This is a genomic window from Pseudomonas sp. BF-B-15 (assembly GCF_019946675.1).
In the GTDB taxonomy this organism is placed as follows: domain Bacteria; phylum Pseudomonadota; class Gammaproteobacteria; order Pseudomonadales; family Pseudomonadaceae; genus Aquipseudomonas; species Aquipseudomonas migulae.
This window is the reverse complement of the sequence record NZ_JAGYFZ010000009.1, coordinates 41886-57892: the sequence shown is the minus strand read 5'-3', so window position 1 is coordinate 57892 and position 16007 is coordinate 41886. Positions and strand designations below refer to the sequence as shown.

Annotated in this window: 15 protein-coding genes and 1 pseudogene; 11 read left to right on the top strand and 5 right to left on the bottom strand. The window is 60.1% G+C overall.

All coding sequences use genetic code 11. The features are described 5' to 3' along the window. Positions 1-161: 161 nt before the first annotated feature. The 6 genes from KGA97_RS04975 (at position 162) to KGA97_RS04950 (ending at position 7762) form a co-directional block, all read left to right on the top strand. Complete coding sequence (locus KGA97_RS04975) at positions 162-2252, top strand: acetate--CoA ligase family protein (RefSeq protein WP_223480305.1); 2091 nt, start codon at positions 162-164, stop codon at positions 2250-2252. After that, positions 2249-3040: an enoyl-CoA hydratase/isomerase family protein gene (locus KGA97_RS04970; protein ID WP_223480304.1), complete on the top strand. Its 792-nt coding sequence runs from the start codon at positions 2249-2251 to the stop codon at positions 3038-3040. The genes KGA97_RS04975 and KGA97_RS04970 overlap by 4 nt, the downstream gene beginning before the upstream one ends. Continuing rightward, a complete protein-coding gene (locus KGA97_RS04965) occupies positions 3037-4476 on the top strand; it encodes an aldehyde dehydrogenase family protein (RefSeq protein ID WP_223435198.1) in 1440 nt (479 codons plus the stop codon). Before KGA97_RS04970 ends, KGA97_RS04965 begins: the two co-directional genes overlap by 4 nt. Further along, complete coding sequence (locus KGA97_RS04960) at positions 4473-5294, top strand: enoyl-CoA hydratase (protein WP_192228349.1); 822 nt, start codon at positions 4473-4475, stop codon at positions 5292-5294. Before KGA97_RS04965 ends, KGA97_RS04960 begins: the two co-directional genes overlap by 4 nt. 120 nt (positions 5295-5414) lie before the next feature. Continuing rightward, positions 5415-6731: an MFS transporter gene (locus KGA97_RS04955; protein WP_223480303.1), complete on the top strand. Its 1317-nt coding sequence runs from the start codon at positions 5415-5417 to the stop codon at positions 6729-6731. A gap of 89 nt (positions 6732-6820) precedes the next feature. Beyond that, on the top strand, positions 6821-7762 hold the full coding sequence (locus KGA97_RS04950) for a cupin (protein ID WP_192228351.1): 942 nt from the start codon (positions 6821-6823) through the stop codon (positions 7760-7762). Between the two features lie 75 nt (positions 7763-7837). On the opposite strand, the gene KGA97_RS04945 is transcribed toward KGA97_RS04950, so the two are convergent. Continuing rightward, positions 7838-8737 (bottom strand): pirin family protein, encoded by a 900-nt coding sequence (locus KGA97_RS04945; RefSeq protein ID WP_223480302.1) that lies wholly within the window; start codon positions 8735-8737, stop codon positions 7838-7840. A 122-nt stretch (positions 8738-8859) separates the two neighbouring features. On the opposite strand from KGA97_RS04945, the gene KGA97_RS04940 reads away from it, so the two are divergent. Continuing rightward, positions 8860-9771, top strand: coding sequence for a LysR family transcriptional regulator (locus KGA97_RS04940; RefSeq protein WP_207284588.1), 912 nt, complete (start codon positions 8860-8862; stop codon positions 9769-9771). Positions 9772-9813: 42 nt separating this feature from the next. Here KGA97_RS04940 and KGA97_RS04935 read toward each other — a convergent pair whose 3' ends face one another. The 3 genes from KGA97_RS04935 to KGA97_RS04925 form a co-directional block, all read right to left on the bottom strand. Further along, the gene (locus KGA97_RS04935) at positions 9814-10071 is read right to left on the bottom strand and encodes an Atu4866 domain-containing protein (protein WP_223480301.1); all 258 of its coding nucleotides are present in this window, start codon (positions 10069-10071) and stop codon (positions 9814-9816) included. Between the two features lie 15 nt (positions 10072-10086). Continuing rightward, the gene (locus KGA97_RS04930) at positions 10087-10824 is read right to left on the bottom strand and encodes an SDR family oxidoreductase (RefSeq protein ID WP_223480300.1); all 738 of its coding nucleotides are present in this window, start codon (positions 10822-10824) and stop codon (positions 10087-10089) included. Between the two features lie 149 nt (positions 10825-10973). Continuing rightward, positions 10974-11414, bottom strand: a complete 441-nt coding sequence (locus tag KGA97_RS04925; protein ID WP_008024732.1) for a DoxX family protein — start codon at positions 11412-11414, stop codon at positions 10974-10976. Positions 11415-11568: 154 nt separating this feature from the next. Here KGA97_RS04925 and KGA97_RS04920 point away from each other — a divergent pair, with 154 nt between their 5' ends. Next, entirely contained in the window at positions 11569-12471 is a 903-nt protein-coding gene (locus tag KGA97_RS04920) for a helix-turn-helix domain-containing protein (RefSeq protein WP_223480299.1), read from the top strand. 45 nt (positions 12472-12516) lie between these two features. On the opposite strand, the gene KGA97_RS04915 is transcribed toward KGA97_RS04920, so the two are convergent. Continuing rightward, positions 12517-13281: an SDR family NAD(P)-dependent oxidoreductase gene (locus KGA97_RS04915; protein ID WP_223480298.1), complete on the bottom strand. Its 765-nt coding sequence runs from the start codon at positions 13279-13281 to the stop codon at positions 12517-12519. Between the two features lie 278 nt (positions 13282-13559). Here KGA97_RS04915 and KGA97_RS04910 point away from each other — a divergent pair, with 278 nt between their 5' ends. From KGA97_RS04910 to chrA, 3 genes and pseudogenes are all read left to right on the top strand, one after another. Next, on the top strand, positions 13560-14477 hold the full coding sequence (locus KGA97_RS04910; protein ID WP_008024727.1) for a LysR family transcriptional regulator: 918 nt from the start codon (positions 13560-13562) through the stop codon (positions 14475-14477). Between the two features lie 19 nt (positions 14478-14496). Then, a pseudogene (locus KGA97_RS04905) lies at positions 14497-14631 on the top strand (chromate resistance protein); the annotation flags it as partial. Beyond that, positions 14624-15982: a chromate efflux transporter gene (gene chrA / locus KGA97_RS04900; protein ID WP_223480297.1), complete on the top strand. Its 1359-nt coding sequence runs from the start codon at positions 14624-14626 to the stop codon at positions 15980-15982. The pseudogene KGA97_RS04905 and the gene chrA, both read left to right, overlap by 8 nt. Positions 15983-16007: the final 25 nt, after the last annotated feature.

Here is a 16007-nt window from a genome sequence, read left to right as displayed (position 1 = left end):
CAACCTCGCCCTCAGCGCCCTCATCCAGTGCTCGAAACATAGACTACAGCCCTGCATCAAGCCATCACTATTTGATGTATCTGATATCGCCTTTATGACACTTCCAGATGGGTATGGCGCTCCCTAGACTCGTATCAGACCTGAAGCCAACGAGAGCCCCCATGGCCCATAACAATAAAATCAGCCCGGCAGCGTTATCGCTGTTCGACCCGTCCAGCGTCGCCGTCATCGGCGCATCCGAAGACCCGAACAAAGTCGGCGGACGGCCCATCCATTACATGCTCAAGTTGGGTTACGCCGGCACAATCCTGCCGATCAACCCCAAGCGCGAGTCGGTTCAAGGCCTGCGCTGCTATCCCGATCTGGGTGCGCTGGATACCGTTCCCGAGGCAGCAATCATTGCCGTCTCGGGCACTGCGGCGGTGGAAGCGATCAAGGCGTGCGCCCGTTTGGGTGTGAAGACGGCAGTGGTCATGGCTTCCGGGTTTGCCGAGACCGGCGAAAGCGGTCGCCAGTTGCAGAATGAACTGGTGGACTTCGCACGCCATCACGGCATGCGTCTGATCGGCCCCAACGCCCAAGGGTTTGCCAATTTCGCCAACGGCGCGGTGCTGAATTTCAGCACCATGTTCATGGAAGTGGCGCCCGCCGACGGACCTATCGCCATTGTCAGCCAAAGCGGTGCGGCGAGCGTCATGCCGTACGCGATGTTGCGTGAGCAGGGTTATGGCGTTCGCTACCTGGCAGCCACTGGCAACGACGCTGACCTGGGCGTGTCGGAGCTGACTCGCGTCCTCGTGGACGACCCGCAGATCCGCCTGATTCTGGTGTACGTGGAAACGGTTTCGAACCCGATGCTGCTCGCGGAGGCGGCACACATCGCTCGTCAAAACGGCTGCCACATCGTGCTGCTCAAAGGCGGCGTGAGTAACAAGGGCGCTGCTGCCGCCGCGTCCCACACCGGGGCCATGGTGGGCCAGGATGGCGCCCTCGATGCGTTTCTCGACAAGCATGGAATCTGGCGTGCACACGATATCCACGAACTGGTCAACGCAGCACCGCTGTACCTGAGCGGGTTTGCCCCAGGGGCTGGTCGAGCGGTCGTGATGAGTCACAGCGGTGCAGTGGGTGTGCTGTGCGCCGATGCCGCCGAACGTGTCGGTCTGCCGCTGACCGAGCTGGCGCCGCCAACCCTGGAACGCCTGAAAGGTCTGATCCCTGACTTCGCCAGCGCCGCAAATCCGCTGGACCTCACCGCCGCCCTGCTCGGCAACGGCGGGATGTTTCCTGCCGTTCTCGACGTGCTTGGCCAAGACCCGGAAGCGGACATGTTTCTCATCGGGATCCCCGTGGCAGGCCCCGGCTACGATGTGCCGGGGCTGGCTCAGACCACTGCGAGGTTCATGCAACACACCGGCAAACCCGTGGTAATGACCGCGCCTCAAGCGGATGTCCGGGCGCAATTCCAGCAAGCCGGAGTGCCGGCCTTCCGCAACGAAAGCGAAGCGGTAGCGGCGCTTCGTCAGTACGCCCGGCATTGCCAATGGCAAGGTTCGCCACTCACCGCGCCCACGGCAACAACCGTGAACGCCTGCGCCGGCCTGCTTGATGAGGCAGACAGCCTGGCCCTCCTGGCAAACGCCGGGGTGCCGGTCGTCGAGCATCGGGTTTGCCATGACGCGGATAGCGCGGCCCGTATCGCCGCTGATTTCGGCGGGCGCATCGTCATCAAAGGCTGCGCTGCGCAGGTTCCCCACAAGAGCGAGCACGGTCTGGTTCATCTCAACCTCCCCGACCCGCAAGCGGTTCAGGACGCGGCGCATCGTTGCCTGGGCGCCCTGGACACGCTGGGTGTTCCCCACGGCCGGCTGATCGTCGCGCGCTCGGTCAAAGGGCTGCATGAATTCATGCTTGGCGTCGTAGTAGATCCATTGTTCGGCCCGCTGGTCGTGATCGGTGAAGGGGGAACCCTGGTCGAGATCCGCAAGGACACCGTTTCGCTGCTCGCCCCGTTCACTGAGGCACAAGCGCTGGAAGCGATCGATCAACTGCGCATTGCCCCAGTACTCAAGGGCGCACGCGGTCAACCACCACTCGACGCCAAGGCCCTGGCCCGGGCAGCGGTGGCGCTGGGTGATTTCGCCCTGCAACACCAGGCAAACCTGCTGAGCGTCGACGTCAACCCGGTCATGGTCATGGCCGAAGGCGTAGTAGCGGTCGACGCCGTTATCGAATATCGGGAGGCACCATGAGCATCAGTCATATCGATCAACAGCGCAGCGTCCTGGTTGAAATCGAGAATCAGGTGGCGCTGGTCACGCTCAACCGCCCCGCCAACCTGAACGCAGTGAATCAAAACCTGCGCAGCGCATTGATCACCGCGCTGACACAACTCAATGACGACCCGGCTGTTAAAGCGGTCGTTCTGACGGGTACCGGCGACCGGGCGTTTTGTGCGGGTCAGGATCTGGAAGAAGCCAGCGCGGTCGACTGGAAGCAGATTGCGCCTTGGCTGAACGCGCAACGCGCCATGTACCAGGCCGTACGCGACCTGGACAAACCCTGCGTGGTCGCCATCAACGGCGTCGCCGCTGGCGCAGGCATGCAACTCGCGCTGTGTGGCGACTGGCGGGTTGCCACGCCGGACGCCCGCATCGGTCAGCCTGAAGTGAAAGCGGGCCTGGCAAGCATCGTCGGCTCCTACTTGCTCTCTTTGCATGTCGGCCTGACCCACAACGCGCAACTGTCCCTGTCCGGCGAACTCATCAACGGCCAGCGCGCTCACGAGATCGGGCTGGTGACAGAGCTTGCGTCAGACGTCCTGGGTGCAGCCATCGTCCGTGCACACTCGCTGGCGCAGCTACCCGCGACGGCCATCCGCCTGTCCAAACAACGCTTCCGGGCGCTCACTCAACCCGGTTTCGACGACGCCTGTACCGCCGGCATCCGCGCCCAACTCGAATGCTATGCCAGCGGTGAGCCACAGACCTTGATGAGCGCGTTTCTCGACGCCCGTGCACGCAAAGGAAATACACCATGACTGCCTATCAACATCACCTGATCAACGGACGCTGGACGCCCGCACAATCCGCCGACAGCACTCGCGTCTACGACTCGGCGAGCGAAGCCGGGCTGGGCCAGGTCGCCCATGGCACATCATCGGAAATCGACCTCGCCGTCGAGGCCGCAAAAAATGCCTTTGCCTCGTGGTCAACGCTGCCTGTCAGCACACGGGCTGACTTCGTGCGCGGCATCGCCAATCAACTGGAAGAACACGTTGCTCAGCTTGCGCAGGGGATCGCCGCCGAGGTCGGCATGCCGCTCAAGCTGTCGCAGCGCATACAGGTGCAGGCACCGATTCTGGCGTGGCGGGCGACGGCTGATCTGGCGGTCGATTGCCTGGCGGATGCCCAGGTCGGCAACTCCACCATCACCCATGTCCCGGTCGGCGTCGTCGGTGCTATCACCCCGTGGAACTACCCGTTGCACCAGATCACCGGCAAGGTCGCCGCGGCATTGGTCGCCGGTTGCACCGTGGTCCTCAAACCGTCGGAACTGGCGCCTTGCACAGCACGTGCACTGGGTGAAGCGGCACTGGCCGCCGGCCTGCCCAACGGTGTGCTGAACATTGTTCTGGGCGACGCGGCGACCGGCCAGGCTTTGGTCGATCATCCAGACATCGCGCTGCTCTCGTTTACCGGTTCCACCGCAGTGGGCCGACGTATCGCCGCCTCGGCAGGCCAGGCACTGAAGCGGGTTTCACTGGAGTTGGGTGGCAAATCAGCCTGCATCGCGACAGCGGATGCCCCTGCCGAAAACGTCGTACGCCACGTGGTCGCGTCATGCTTTCTGAACTCGGGCCAATCGTGCAACTCACTGACGCGCTTGCTCGTCCCCGTCGAGTTGTATGACACCTACCGTGCCTTGCTGGCTGACGCGGTGACTCGCCTGACGCTAGGCGACCCCATGGAGGCGACCACACGCATGGGGCCCCTGGTGTCTGCGGCGCATCGGGACCGTGTTCACGCCATGATCACTGATAGCGAATCCCAGGGTTTTGACCTGATTGCCGGCGGCAGCCAAGCGCCAGTGCCGGCGACCGGTTACTACATTGCGCCGACTATTTTCGGCCGCGTTCCGCCTCAATCGGCACTGGCACAGCAGGAAGTGTTTGGCCCTGTACTCAGTGTGACCACCTATGAAAGCGAACAGCAGGCCGTCGAGATTGCCAACGGCACAGCGTATGGCCTGGCCGGCGCGGTGTGGGCGGCCGATACCGATCACGCCCTGAGCCTCGCCCTTCAACTACGCGCCGGTCAGGTCGACGTCAATGGCGCGCCCTATAACCCGGCAGCGCCGTTCGGTGGCTTTGGTGATTCCGGCCTTGGTCGTGAGGGCGGTACGTACGGAATCGAGGAGTTTGTGGAAATACGCGCCATTCAAATGCCCGTCGCCAGCACGAGGGAAAAATCATGAATTTCAATCAGATCGAACTCAGCCGTTTCGGCGCTCAAGAGCACGTTGCCGTCGTGACCCTGATGCGCCCCGAGAAAATGAATGCACTGACCAAGGTGATGGAGGCAGAGCTGCGCGAAGCGTTCGCTCAACTGGATCGCGACGACACCGTTCGCGTCATCGTATTGACCGGTAACGGTCGTGCATTCTGCGCCGGCATGGACATCGATGAACTTGAGGTGCTGCCACCCGACGACATCAGTGAAATGGCCTGGATGCGCGCCTATGACATGAACCGTCGCGCCGACTACCAAAGCCGTTACTCGTATTTCCCCGGCGTCCGCAAACCCGTCATCAGCGCAATCAACGGCGCCGCAGCCGGCTTGGGGTTGGTACTGGCGCTGTACAGCGACATGCGTTTCGCCAGTGAAACCGCGGTGTTTTCCACGGCTTTCGCCAAACGCGGGTTGATTGCCGAACACGGCATTGCCTGGCTGTTGCCGCGCATTGTCGGGCCGGGGCACGCCGCGGATTTGTTGCTTTCGTCACGCAAGGTATCGGCGCAGGAAGCACTGAGCATGGGCCTGGTCGAACGCCTGTTTGCAGCGGATGCCCTGCTGGATCAGACCCTGAAATACGCCGAAGAACTGGCCCTCAATGTCTCGCCCCGCTCTGTACGCGTCATCAAACAGCAGTTGGGCGAGTCGCCTTTCCAGACACTCACCGAGTCCATCGCCCAGGCCAACCGGGAGATGTTCCTGAGCATCCAGAGCGATGACTTCAAGGAAGGCGTGGCGCATTTCATGGAACGACGACCGGCACGCTTTAGCGGCACCTGATTTATCCAGACAACCTTCAGAGCTGCCACAATCGCCAGAGTACAGCCGCTTCGACTGCTCGCTGGCGATCACAGGGCATTGATATCACGAGCACTCCATAAAAATAACAAGGAGTCAGCGATGACTATCCTCAATACCGCAGAACAGCACATCGGCGTACAGGACCCTGCCCTCGCCGAATCAACGTTCAAGAAAATCATGTGGCGGTTCATGCCGCTGTTGTTCCTTTGCTATGTCGTCAGTTACCTGGACAGGATCAACGTCGGCTTTGCCAAGCTGACCATGCTCAACGATTTGTCCTTCAGCAATGCGGTCTACGGCCTGGGCGCCGGTGTTTTCTTCATTGGCTACTTCTTCGCTGAAGTGCCCAGCAACATGATCCTGCACCGCGTCGGCGCGCGACGCTGGATCGCCCGGATCATGATCACCTGGTCGCTCATCTCGGCAGCGACTGCACTGGTTCAGACGCCGATGCAGTTCTACATCGCCCGGTTTTTCCTGGGCATCGCCGAAGCAGGCTTTTTCCCCGGCATCGTGCTCTATCTCACCCTTTGGTTTCCGGCCCATCGCCGGGGCAAGATGGTCGCGCTGCTGATGGCGGGCAATCCGGTGTCCGGCATCCTCAGCGGCCTGGTGTCGGGCTACATCATGCACACCATGAACGCGGTCCATGGGCTGGCCGGCTGGCAATGGCTGTTCATTATCGAAGCCGCACCGGCACTGATACTGGGTTTTGTCGTGATGTTCTTTCTCACCGACAAAGTCGACGACGCTCATTGGCTGAGCAAAGAACAACGCGCCTTGGTTGCCGAAGAAATCAGCCAGGACAACCGCTCCAAAACCCACAGCTCGGTGCGTCAAGGATTGCTCGGCGGTCGGGTCTGGCTGATGTGCGCCATTCTGTTCCTGCTGGTGATGGGCACCAGCACCATTGGCTTCTGGCAGCCAAGCATCATCAGCAACTCCGGCATTACCGACCCGCGAACGATCGGGATCATTTCGGCGGTGCCCTATCTGGCGGCACTGCTGGGCATGTACCTGGCCGGTAAAAGCTCTGATCGCCATCGGGAGCGCCGTTGGCATGCAATCATTCCGCTGTTGGTGGCCGTGCCTGGTTTTCTGATTTGCGCGCTCTTCCCGTTGACACCCTGGCTGGCCATTACCGGTCTGATCATCGCGACTGCCGGGATCATCACCTCACTGCCCATGTTCTGGGCGCTGCCGACCTCGTTTCTGGGCGGTGCAGGTGCGGCGGCCGGAATTGCGCTGATTAACTCCACGGGCAATCTGGCCAGCTTCGCCGGCCCTGCAATGCACGGTTACCTGAAGGACCTGACGCAATCGATGACCACAGGGTTGGTCATTGTCGCGGGCTGCGTGTTCGTCTCGGCCATGATCATCCTGGTGTTCGTACCGGCGAAAATGGTCAACCGATAATCACCACTTCCCGTTGTACCCCCCCTCGCAGCTTCTGACAGCAATCCAACAGAAGCTGCGTCAAAGGATCAAAGATCGAGGTGATAACCGTGAACAGCACATTCAGGATCGATGCAGTAGACGCCGTGCCGACAAACGAGCGGGAAGCCGAGTATTTCGAGTACAGCAAAGCGGCGAATCCGATCAGCGCCAAGCTCATTACCCGCGTTCCCTACCACAACTTTCCAGCGTCACTCTGTGCCACTGGCCCCTCGCGGATCGTGCCGCTGGACCTGAGCGAAGCACTGGGCTGTGAAGGGCCGGCAACCGGGCCCGGGCTTTGTGCAAACTTCATCCGCCTCAATGCGGGCGATAACCTTACGCTCCAGCCCAACGCCACCTCGCAGGTTTTTTATGTGATTGCCGGCGCAGGCGAAGTCACCCAGGGCGAGCACACCCTTGAATGGTCCAAAGGCTGCTTCATTGCGCTGCCGGGTCTTCTGGACGCCCGTTTTAGCGCGACCGAGGATGCCCGTCTCTACTACGTGCATGACGAACCACTGCTGCGTTATCTCGGCGTGACCCGCAGCATCGATCGGTTCATGCCTACGTTGTATCCGGCGCATACAGCCAACGCGAAGCTGCGTGAAGCGGCCGATGACCCGCGCGCGCAAGACCGCAGCCGTATCAGCATTTTGTTGGCTAATCGCAATTTTCCTCAAACCCGAACCGTGACCCATGTGCTCTGGGCAATGTATGGAATCTTGCCTGCCGGCTCGATCCAGAAGCCTCACCGGCATCAGTCCATTGCGCTGGATTTCATCATCGACTGCCCGGCAGGTTGCTACTCACTGGTGGGCACCGAACTGGATGCCGATGGCCAGATACGTAACCCGGTTCGTGTGGATTGGGCCCCGGGGTTGGCTTTTGTAACGCCACCTGGTTACTGGCACGCCCACTTCAACGAGTCGGATCAGGAAGCGTTCCTGATCCCGATTCAGGACGCGGGGCTGCAGACGCATCTTCGCTCGCTGGATATTCGCTTCAGCTGATACAGGTTGTTCATTGCCCCCGCTCGCCCCGCACGAGCGGTCAGGCAACACCGGTTTAATCACCTGAAAGCCGGGTTACTTGAAAACGGGCACGCTGGCTGACCCGCTCGGCTTTCTCAGGTATTCACGCAGCCGTGCACCGATCTCGGCAATTTTTGCCTCCCCCGCCCGCAAGGCTTGCGGGTTGGTATGCACCGAGTAACTTCCCAGCGCGAGATCATAAGGATGTGGCTGCGCGGAGCCGATCACGAAGACCGTTTCCTTGTGCATGGCCTTGAGCGTAACGGTGCCGCTACCGGGTTCGAAAACGACCATTTCTCCCGCCATGACCACCTCCGGAGCGCAAAGCGATCCACGACTGACACTCAACCACAACGACTCATGACCCGTGGGCGGCACATAACTCCAGGATTCTCCGGCAGGTAGCGTGACCAGCAGGTAGTTCATGCCGGCGGGAGCGCGAACCGGGCTTTGGACACCCTGGTATGCACCTAGAATCACACGCGCCGGCCCCACTTCTGGCATCACGCCTGACTCCAGGTATTGGCTATCGACACTGGCATTTTCCAGCGCTGGCGGGAGTGCAACCCACAGTTGAAAACCCTGAATGCGCTTCGATGTACCGACCGACATTTCCTTGCCATGCCAGACCCCGCCACCCGCGCGCATCCATTCGACACCACCATAGTCAATCATCCCCGAACCCGAATCCGCCTCCTCAAAACGCAAATTCCCTTCGGTAATGACGGTGACCGTGGCGATGCCGGAATGCGGATGCATCTGCATGCCGTTGATGAACGAGCTCTCGCCTTCAAACAGGTCAAGGAACACAAAAGGCTTGAGCAGTTGGCCGAGGTCTGAGGGGCTCATCAACCGGACAATCGAGCCATGCCCATTGCCGGTGGTGCGGTAACGGATGGCCCGCTGGGTAACGGTTTCTTGTGTAGCGAACTGAGCTTGTTGCTTGAAAGACATCTTGATGACTCGAAGTTGGAAGCCTTTCGGCCCGATGCTCCAGACAATAGGCCCGGAGCGATTACTTGATAAGCCGGTACAATTGGATTGCACTCGTCCACCAGCATCAGGAATGACTCGCCATGCTCGACCTCAATGACATCGCCATGTTTGTGCAGGTAGTACGTTGCGGCAGCTTTGCAGAAGCCGCGCGACAGCTGGGCATGCCCCCCAATACCGTGAGTCGGCGCATCCAGCAGCTCGAAACGCAGCTCGGCACTCGGCTGATGCAGCGCTCCACTCGCAAGCTCACGCTCACCAGTGCCGGCCTTGGCTTTCATGAGCGTTGCGTGGGCGCCGTCGAGGGCCTGCTCGAAGCGGGACAGGCGTTGATGACGGGCAGTCACGAGCCCAGTGGTCGGGTGCGCGTGGCGGCCCCGGCCGACTTTTTCGACTTTTTTCAGATGCAATGGGTGACGGAGTTTCTGACCGCGCATCCGCGCGTGCGACTCGACTTCGTGCTCAGCGACGCGAAGGCCGACTTGATCGCCGAGCAGATCGACGTCGCCTTTCGCGGCGGCCCCTTGCGCGATTCAGGCTATGTCGGTCGTCAGATCCTTGACCCGCGCAGCGTCGGGATGGTCGCCAGCCCCGCCTACCTCGCGGCGCGGGGTTCACCCCGCACGCTGCATGACCTGGTAAACCACGATTGTGTGATCTCGGCGCATCCAGGCGGCCATGCCACTTGGCGCTTGGTCGGCCCGAACGGTGAGGAAGAAGTGCAAGTGAGCGGACGCTTCAGCGGCAATACCGCCCAGGCGTTGCGCAAGGCCGCCGTGGCGGGCCTCGGCATCGCGCTGCTGCCGCCGGTGATGGCCAAGCTTGAGGTGGAGGCCGGCGCACTGGTCCCGGTGTTGCCTCAATACCAACCCAACGGTTACGGCCTGAACGTGCTGTATCCGAGCCGCCGACAGTTACCGCTGGCGGTATCAGCGTTCATCGAGTTGGTCATCCAGAAGATGAATGCGGCCGACTCTTCGCCTGTGCATCAGTAACGGCACCCATTGCGGGCAACCCGTCACGGCAGTGCCAGGCCTCTACACCTCGCAATAAAGAATCATGCCCGCGTGGTACAGAATCCCGTCGCGGAAGTCGCCATCAGCCGTGAACCCGGTGTCATCGACGTACTCGATGTGGTCACCTTCCAGCCAATACCGCCCCTGGTAGGCACTCGCCTTCCGGCCCCGGGCTTCATCGTATCGGCCACCCGGCAAGAGCTCATGGCGGATGAGCCCGTCTGCCGTGACCCACATACCGACATACTTGTCCTGATCAGCGGATTTTTTTACCGTCATGTTCAAGTCCTCGGTTCAGAACGCGCTGGCGGTCGGGCGGACAATCAGCTCACTGACGTCCACATCGGCAGGCTGTTCGATGGCGTAAGCGATAGCGCGAGCGACGGCCATTGCCGGGATGGCGATCTTGCGGAACTCGCGCATCTCGGCACGCCCGCCTTCATCGGAAATGCTCTCGGCCAGCTCGGACTCGGTTACGCCGGGTGAAATCACCGTGACACGAATGTCCCCGCCGACCTCCTGACGCAATCCCTCAGATAGGGCGCGCACTGCAAACTTCGTCGCGCAGTAGACCGACGCCGTTGGGCTGACGGTGTAGGCGCCAATCGATGCAATGTTGATGAACTGGCCTGATTTCTGTTTTTGCATCAACGGCAAACCTGCAGCGATACCGTGCAAGACGCCGCGAATATTGACGTCGATCATCTGATCCCATTCAGAGACCTTCAGCGCCTCGAGTTTCGACAGCGGCATGACCCCGGCGTTATTGACGAATACATCGACCCGGCCATGCAGGTTCAACGCAAAATCCACGAACGCTTGTACGTCGGTCAGACGGGTGACATCCAATGCCTGGAAGTGGGCACTTCCCCCGCTGGAATTGATCTGCGCGCAGAGCATTTCGAGGCGCTCCGTACGACGTGCCCCGAGCACGACATGTGCACCGCTACTGGCCAACAGGCGCGCTGTCGCCTCACCTATTCCGCTGCTCGCGCCCGTAATCAGAACGACTTTTTTCGAGATATTCGACATGACCCTAATCCCTCACTTGAGTGGCTGGTGACGCGAGAGCGGTGTCTCGCTGCCAGTCCAGATTAGGGATAACGGTGGGCAGCCAGTTAGTCAGATCCTTCTGACAACTTGCCTGATCCTGTCGGGATAACGGGCTGCGACTTACCGGTTCAACGACGGCGAGCGTCGAGGCTGAAGCGACCGGCACCGAAGGCCACGACCTGCAACAGGCCACCAGCCATCGCGATGTTCTTGAAGAAGTGGATGAACTGGTTTTGATCGCCCAGTGCGTTATGGAAAGCCAGTGCGGTAAATACGCTGAACACGGCCAGTACAGCGGCAACGGTGCGAGTGCGGTAACCGGCGATCAGTGCCAGGCCACCACCGACTTCGACAATGATCGCCAACGCCAGCGCCAGTTCCGGAAGCGGAAGACCCACGGAGCTGATGTAGCCGACCATCATCGCGGGAGCGGCCAGTTTCGAAAAACCGGAGAGAATGAAGATTGCGCTGAGCAGTACGCGGCCGATCAACGAAGCCGAGGCTTGGGTCACGTCGCGGCGGCTCTGTTCAGAGCCGGTGGAATGAGCGATGTTTGCAGAAGTAGTCATGAGGTATTTCCTTCAAAGTTTGTGCGACTCGCCATGAATCGCTGCTGTGAAGAAATTTTGCGTCTTGTCCTCTCATCTGAATAGCCGACTAATTTAGATCATTAGATTCGAATAAATAGGCAAGTAATTCACCCCATCAACAGGGAGTTCAATCGTGCAAATCGTTGAGCGAACCTCTGCAACAGGCCTGGAATCGCACATTCGCGGTCAACGCCTGGCCGCCTCCGAGGATGTTTTTTCCAACGATGTGCTGGTGCAGATCTTTACCCGGGAAAGGATCGAACAGAGCTTTGTCGTTCCCGCCGTGGCTGAACCGCTGATTGTCTGGGTGCTTTGCGGGAGCGCCACCATTGAAGAACGGGAGCCCGGCAAAGAGTGGCTGGCGAGTGAGGTGACAAAGGGTGATTTTTTCCTGACCACCAGTGCTGTGCCCTACGAAATGCGCTGGCACGTGAACAGTGCGGAGCCTTTCGTGGTGATGCACATTTACCTCGGTCTGCCATTGCTTGAACGTGCAATCCAGGAAACCCACAAAGAGGTCACCGGTGCGATTTGCCTGCGGGAAATATCCGGCGGTCGAGATGAAGCGCTGTCAGTGCTGTTCGAACAATTCAGAGTTGAACTGACTACCCAGGGAGAATCCAGCCCCCTGCTGATGCACGGCATCGCCCAGTGCATCGCCGTGCATCTGGCGCGCCGGTACCTTGATACGCAAGCGGACAACATCGTGCAGCGCAACGCCCTGCCGGCCTTCAAGCTCAAGCGTGTGCTGAACGCGATGGAGAGGTCATTGAGTGAGGCGTTTTGTCTGGGTGACCTGGCCGACGAAGCCGGCATGAGCGAGTACCACTTCAGCCGCCTGTTCAAACGCGCCACGGGGCTTTCACCCTCGCGCTACTTCATCAGGTTGAGAATGACCAAAGCCAGGCAACTGCTGATTGAAACCGACATGAGCATCATCGATGCCGGACTGGAAGTCGGGTACAGCAGCGCCAGCCATTTCTCTCAAGCGTTCAAACGGGAAGTCGGCGTCCTGCCCAGTCACTACCGCAAATGAAAAACGCGGCACGGCGTGCACCGTGCCGCAGGTACAACCGACCCATCAACCGCCCACGGGAATGCTCATGCCGCCATCGGCCATGACCACCGAGCCGACAATGAAACTGGCGCGCTCGGAGGCCAGGAATGCCACGATTTCGGCGATCTCCCCGGGCGAGGCGGCACGGCCAATGGGGGCGGATTTCCCGTGCTCTTGCAGAAAACCCGGGCCGTCTTCCATGAAGTGATTGAGCAGATTGGTGACCACGTCACCCACGCCAATCGCGTTGACCCGGATACCGTGTTCTATCGCCTCCAGCGCCTGGGTCCGGGTCAGCTGCGCCAGTGCCCCTTTCGACGCGGTGTAGGCCGCAATACCGGGGAAGGCAAAGTAAGAGGCATAGGAGGCAATGTTGACGATAGCGCCTGACTTTTTCTTCATCATTTCTTTCGCCGCTTCGCGGGAATGGAGAAATGCGCCCGTCACGTTTGTCTCCATCTGCCAGCTCCAGTCCTCGCGGGTCATCTCGACCAGAGGTTTGTAGATGATCCGTCCCGCATTATTGACCAGCACATCGAGCGTGCCGAAGTGTTGAACGGCCAGTGCAACAGCCTGTTCAGCCGAGCCATCGACCGTGATATCCGCCACCAAAGGCACCAGCCCCGGTCGCTCAAGTGCATTCACTTCGGGGTTGATGTCTTCGGCTATGATCCTGGCGCCACGGGCATGAAACAGCTCGGCGATGGCACGGCCGATACCGCTGGCGGCGCCCGTCACAATCACGACTTTGCCGGCGATCTCGTTGGGGGTAGGAATGAAATCAGTCATCTTGTTTCTCCTGTTAAGAACGCAGCTGAATAATTCCAGCCGCTGCGCATACGCCTGAACGTATGGGGGTGTCGCAATCGACGACTCAACTGTCGCCGATTGCGACCCGCCACTCTTTAGGAGCCTTGCTCACCCTGTCGGGGCTTTGCGCTTATCTGTCCGGCGTTTCAGGTTCCCTGAGGGTCGGGTTGAAAGCGCAAGCCGGGCAGGCGATCCATGCTGATGAAACGGTTAGCAATACCGGGATAATATTGACCATTACGTTCGAGGAAACACGCATGATTTCTGATCCCGGAACACCGACACTGGACCAACTGCGCGTGTTCCTGACGGTCGTTGAAGTTGGCAGTTTTGCAGCGGCTGCCAGAAAGCTGCATCGAGCCACTTCGGTCATCAGCTACTCGATTGCCAACCTGGAAATGCAGCTCGGCGTGTCGCTGTTCGACCGTCAGACCACACGCAAGCCGCAGCTCACCGACGCTGGCCGCACCGTTCTGGCCGAAGCCCGGACCATCGCCAATGGCATTCATGGTTTACGCGCCAAAGTGAAAGGGCTGCTTCAGGGGCTTGAAGCCGAAGTCCACGTGGTGCTCGATGTGATGCTTCCCCCGGAGCGCGTGGTCGACGCACTCAAATCCTTTCGCGAAGAATTTCCTACGGTTGCCCTGCACTTGCATATGGAAGCGCTCGGTGCCGTCACGGAACTGGTGATCAACCGTGGTGCAATCGTCGGCGTCAGTGGGCCGATGAACGAAGGCATCGACGGTATCGAAAGAATTGGCGTCGGCAGCGTGGAGTTGATTCCGGTGGCAGCCCCGAATCATCCACTGGCTTCAAGCGACTCGAATGTGCCCGGTGCCGGGCGAGAGTTCACGCAACTGGTGCTGTCCGATCGCTCGCTTCTGACCAAAGGCAAGGATTTCGCCGTGCTCAGTAACCGCACCTGGCGCCTGGCGGACCTGGGTGCCAAGCACATGCTGCTGCGTGAAGGCATCGGTTGGGGGAATATGCCGTTGCCGATGGTCCAGGAAGATCTGGAGAGCGGCCGGCTCGTGCAATTGAACATACCGGAATACAAAAGCGGCCAATATACCTTCGACGTCATCTACCGTACGGATCTGCCACCGGGCCCTGCGGCAAGGTGGTTGATCGACCGGTTCGTACAACAAGGCTCGGTGCTGGATAGCGCCGCTTGAGGACGATTTCGCCCTGCCTGCATCAGCTCTCGAACGGGTGCTGGCAGGGCTGCGTGAAACCATTTCCCATGACGACTACTTGCTCGCTGCGGCAAGCGCCATCTTCGACGGCCTGCTCGACGAATTTGTGAAAGAGGAACAACCCGATGAGTAAGGTTTCCACATTGGACGTTGACGAGAATCTGTCGAGGCCCCAGCCGGTCAGTTTGCGTGAGGCGTTCTGGTTCTGGCTAAAGCTCGGCTTCATCAGTTTCGGCGGGCCGGCAGGACAGATCTCGATCATGCACCAGGAGTTGGTAGAACGGCGGCGCTGGATTTCGGAACGGAGATTTTTGCATGCCCTCAACTACTGCATGTTGCTGCCCGGCCCTGAGGCACAGCAGTTGGCGACCTACATTGGCTGGCTGATGCATCGGACATGGGGAGGAGTCATTGCGGGTGCACTGTTTGTGTTGCCCTCGCTGTTCATCCTGATTGCGTTGTCGTGGATGTACATCGCGTTCGGCGAAATGCCCGTGGTGGCCGGGCTCTTCTATGGGATAAAGCCCGCCGTGACGGCCATCGTGGTGCAAGCGGCACACAGGATCGGCTCTCGGGCACTGAAGAACAATTGGCTGTGGGCGATAGCGGCGGCGTCATTTACCGCGATCTTCGCATTCAACGTTCCATTCCCGCTGATCGTGCTGAGCGCCGCTTTGATCGGCTATGTCGGAGGGCGTCTGGCGCCCGAGAAGTTCAGGACCGGGGGCCATGGTTCCGCCAAAAAATCCTTCGGGCCAGCCTTGATCGATGACGACACCCCCACCCCTGAGCATGCCCGTTTTAACTGGCTGAAACTGGCGTCGCTCGCACTTATCGGCGCCACGCTCTGGGCATTGCCGATGGGCATCTTGACCCTCCTCTTCGGCTGGGAAGGCACCTTGACTCAAATGAGCTGGTTCTTTACCAAAGCCGCGTTGCTGACCTTTGGCGGTGCATATGCCGTGCTTCCGTATGTCTACCAGGGCGCGGTCGGACACTATGGCTGGCTGACCCCGACACAGATGATCGACGGGCTGGCGCTGGGGGAAACCACGCCGGGGCCGCTGATCATGGTCGTGGCCTTCGTCGGCTTTGTTGGCGCCTATGTCTCGCAGGTGTTCGGAGCCGATCAGGTGTTTTTGGCCGGGGCCGTGGCGGCCTCGCTGGTGACCTGGTTCACCTTCCTGCCCTCGTTCCTGTTCATCCTTGCGGGTGGCCCGCTGGTGGAGTCGACCCACAACGAACTCAAGTTCACGGCACCGCTTACCGCCATAACAGCCGCCGTGGTTGGAGTGATCCTCAATCTGGCGTGCTTCTTCGGCTATCACGTGCTTTGGCCAACAGGCTTCAGCGGTAACCTGGACTGGCCCTCCGCGCTGATCGCGATTGCGGCGGCGGTTGCCTTGTTCCGCTTCAAGCGGGGCGTCATTCAGGTGCTGATGGCCTGCGCGCTCGTCGGTTTGACCGCGCATCTGTTGCGTTAGCCTGGTGCAAGGAATGCGAGGGTGA

Bases quoted from the DNA above. Each gene is read 5' to 3' on its own strand.
- KGA97_RS04935 (WP_223480301.1), bottom strand. From the start codon at position 10,071: ATGACGGTAAAAAAATCCGCTGATCAGGACAAGTATGTCGGTATGTGG.
- KGA97_RS04960 (WP_192228349.1), top strand. From the start codon at position 4,473: ATGAATTTCAATCAGATCGAACTCAGCCGTTTCGGCGCTCAAGAGCAC.
- KGA97_RS04975 (WP_223480305.1), top strand. From the start codon at position 162: ATGGCCCATAACAATAAAATCAGCCCGGCAGCGTTATCGCTGTTCGAC.
- KGA97_RS04955 (WP_223480303.1), top strand. From the start codon at position 5,415: ATGACTATCCTCAATACCGCAGAACAGCACATCGGCGTACAGGACCCT.
- KGA97_RS04940 (WP_207284588.1), top strand. From the start codon at position 8,860: ATGCTCGACCTCAATGACATCGCCATGTTTGTGCAGGTAGTACGTTGC.
- KGA97_RS04930 (WP_223480300.1), bottom strand. From the start codon at position 10,824: ATGTCGAATATCTCGAAAAAAGTCGTTCTGATTACGGGCGCGAGCAGC.
- KGA97_RS04910 (WP_008024727.1), top strand. From the start codon at position 13,560: ATGATTTCTGATCCCGGAACACCGACACTGGACCAACTGCGCGTGTTC.
- KGA97_RS04965 (WP_223435198.1), top strand. From the start codon at position 3,037: ATGACTGCCTATCAACATCACCTGATCAACGGACGCTGGACGCCCGCA.
- KGA97_RS04915 (WP_223480298.1), bottom strand. From the start codon at position 13,281: ATGACTGATTTCATTCCTACCCCCAACGAGATCGCCGGCAAAGTCGTG.
- KGA97_RS04945 (WP_223480302.1), bottom strand. From the start codon at position 8,737: ATGTCTTTCAAGCAACAAGCTCAGTTCGCTACACAAGAAACCGTTACC.
- chrA (WP_223480297.1), top strand. From the start codon at position 14,624: ATGAGTAAGGTTTCCACATTGGACGTTGACGAGAATCTGTCGAGGCCC.
- KGA97_RS04970 (WP_223480304.1), top strand. From the start codon at position 2,249: ATGAGCATCAGTCATATCGATCAACAGCGCAGCGTCCTGGTTGAAATC.
- KGA97_RS04925 (WP_008024732.1), bottom strand. From the start codon at position 11,414: ATGACTACTTCTGCAAACATCGCTCATTCCACCGGCTCTGAACAGAGC.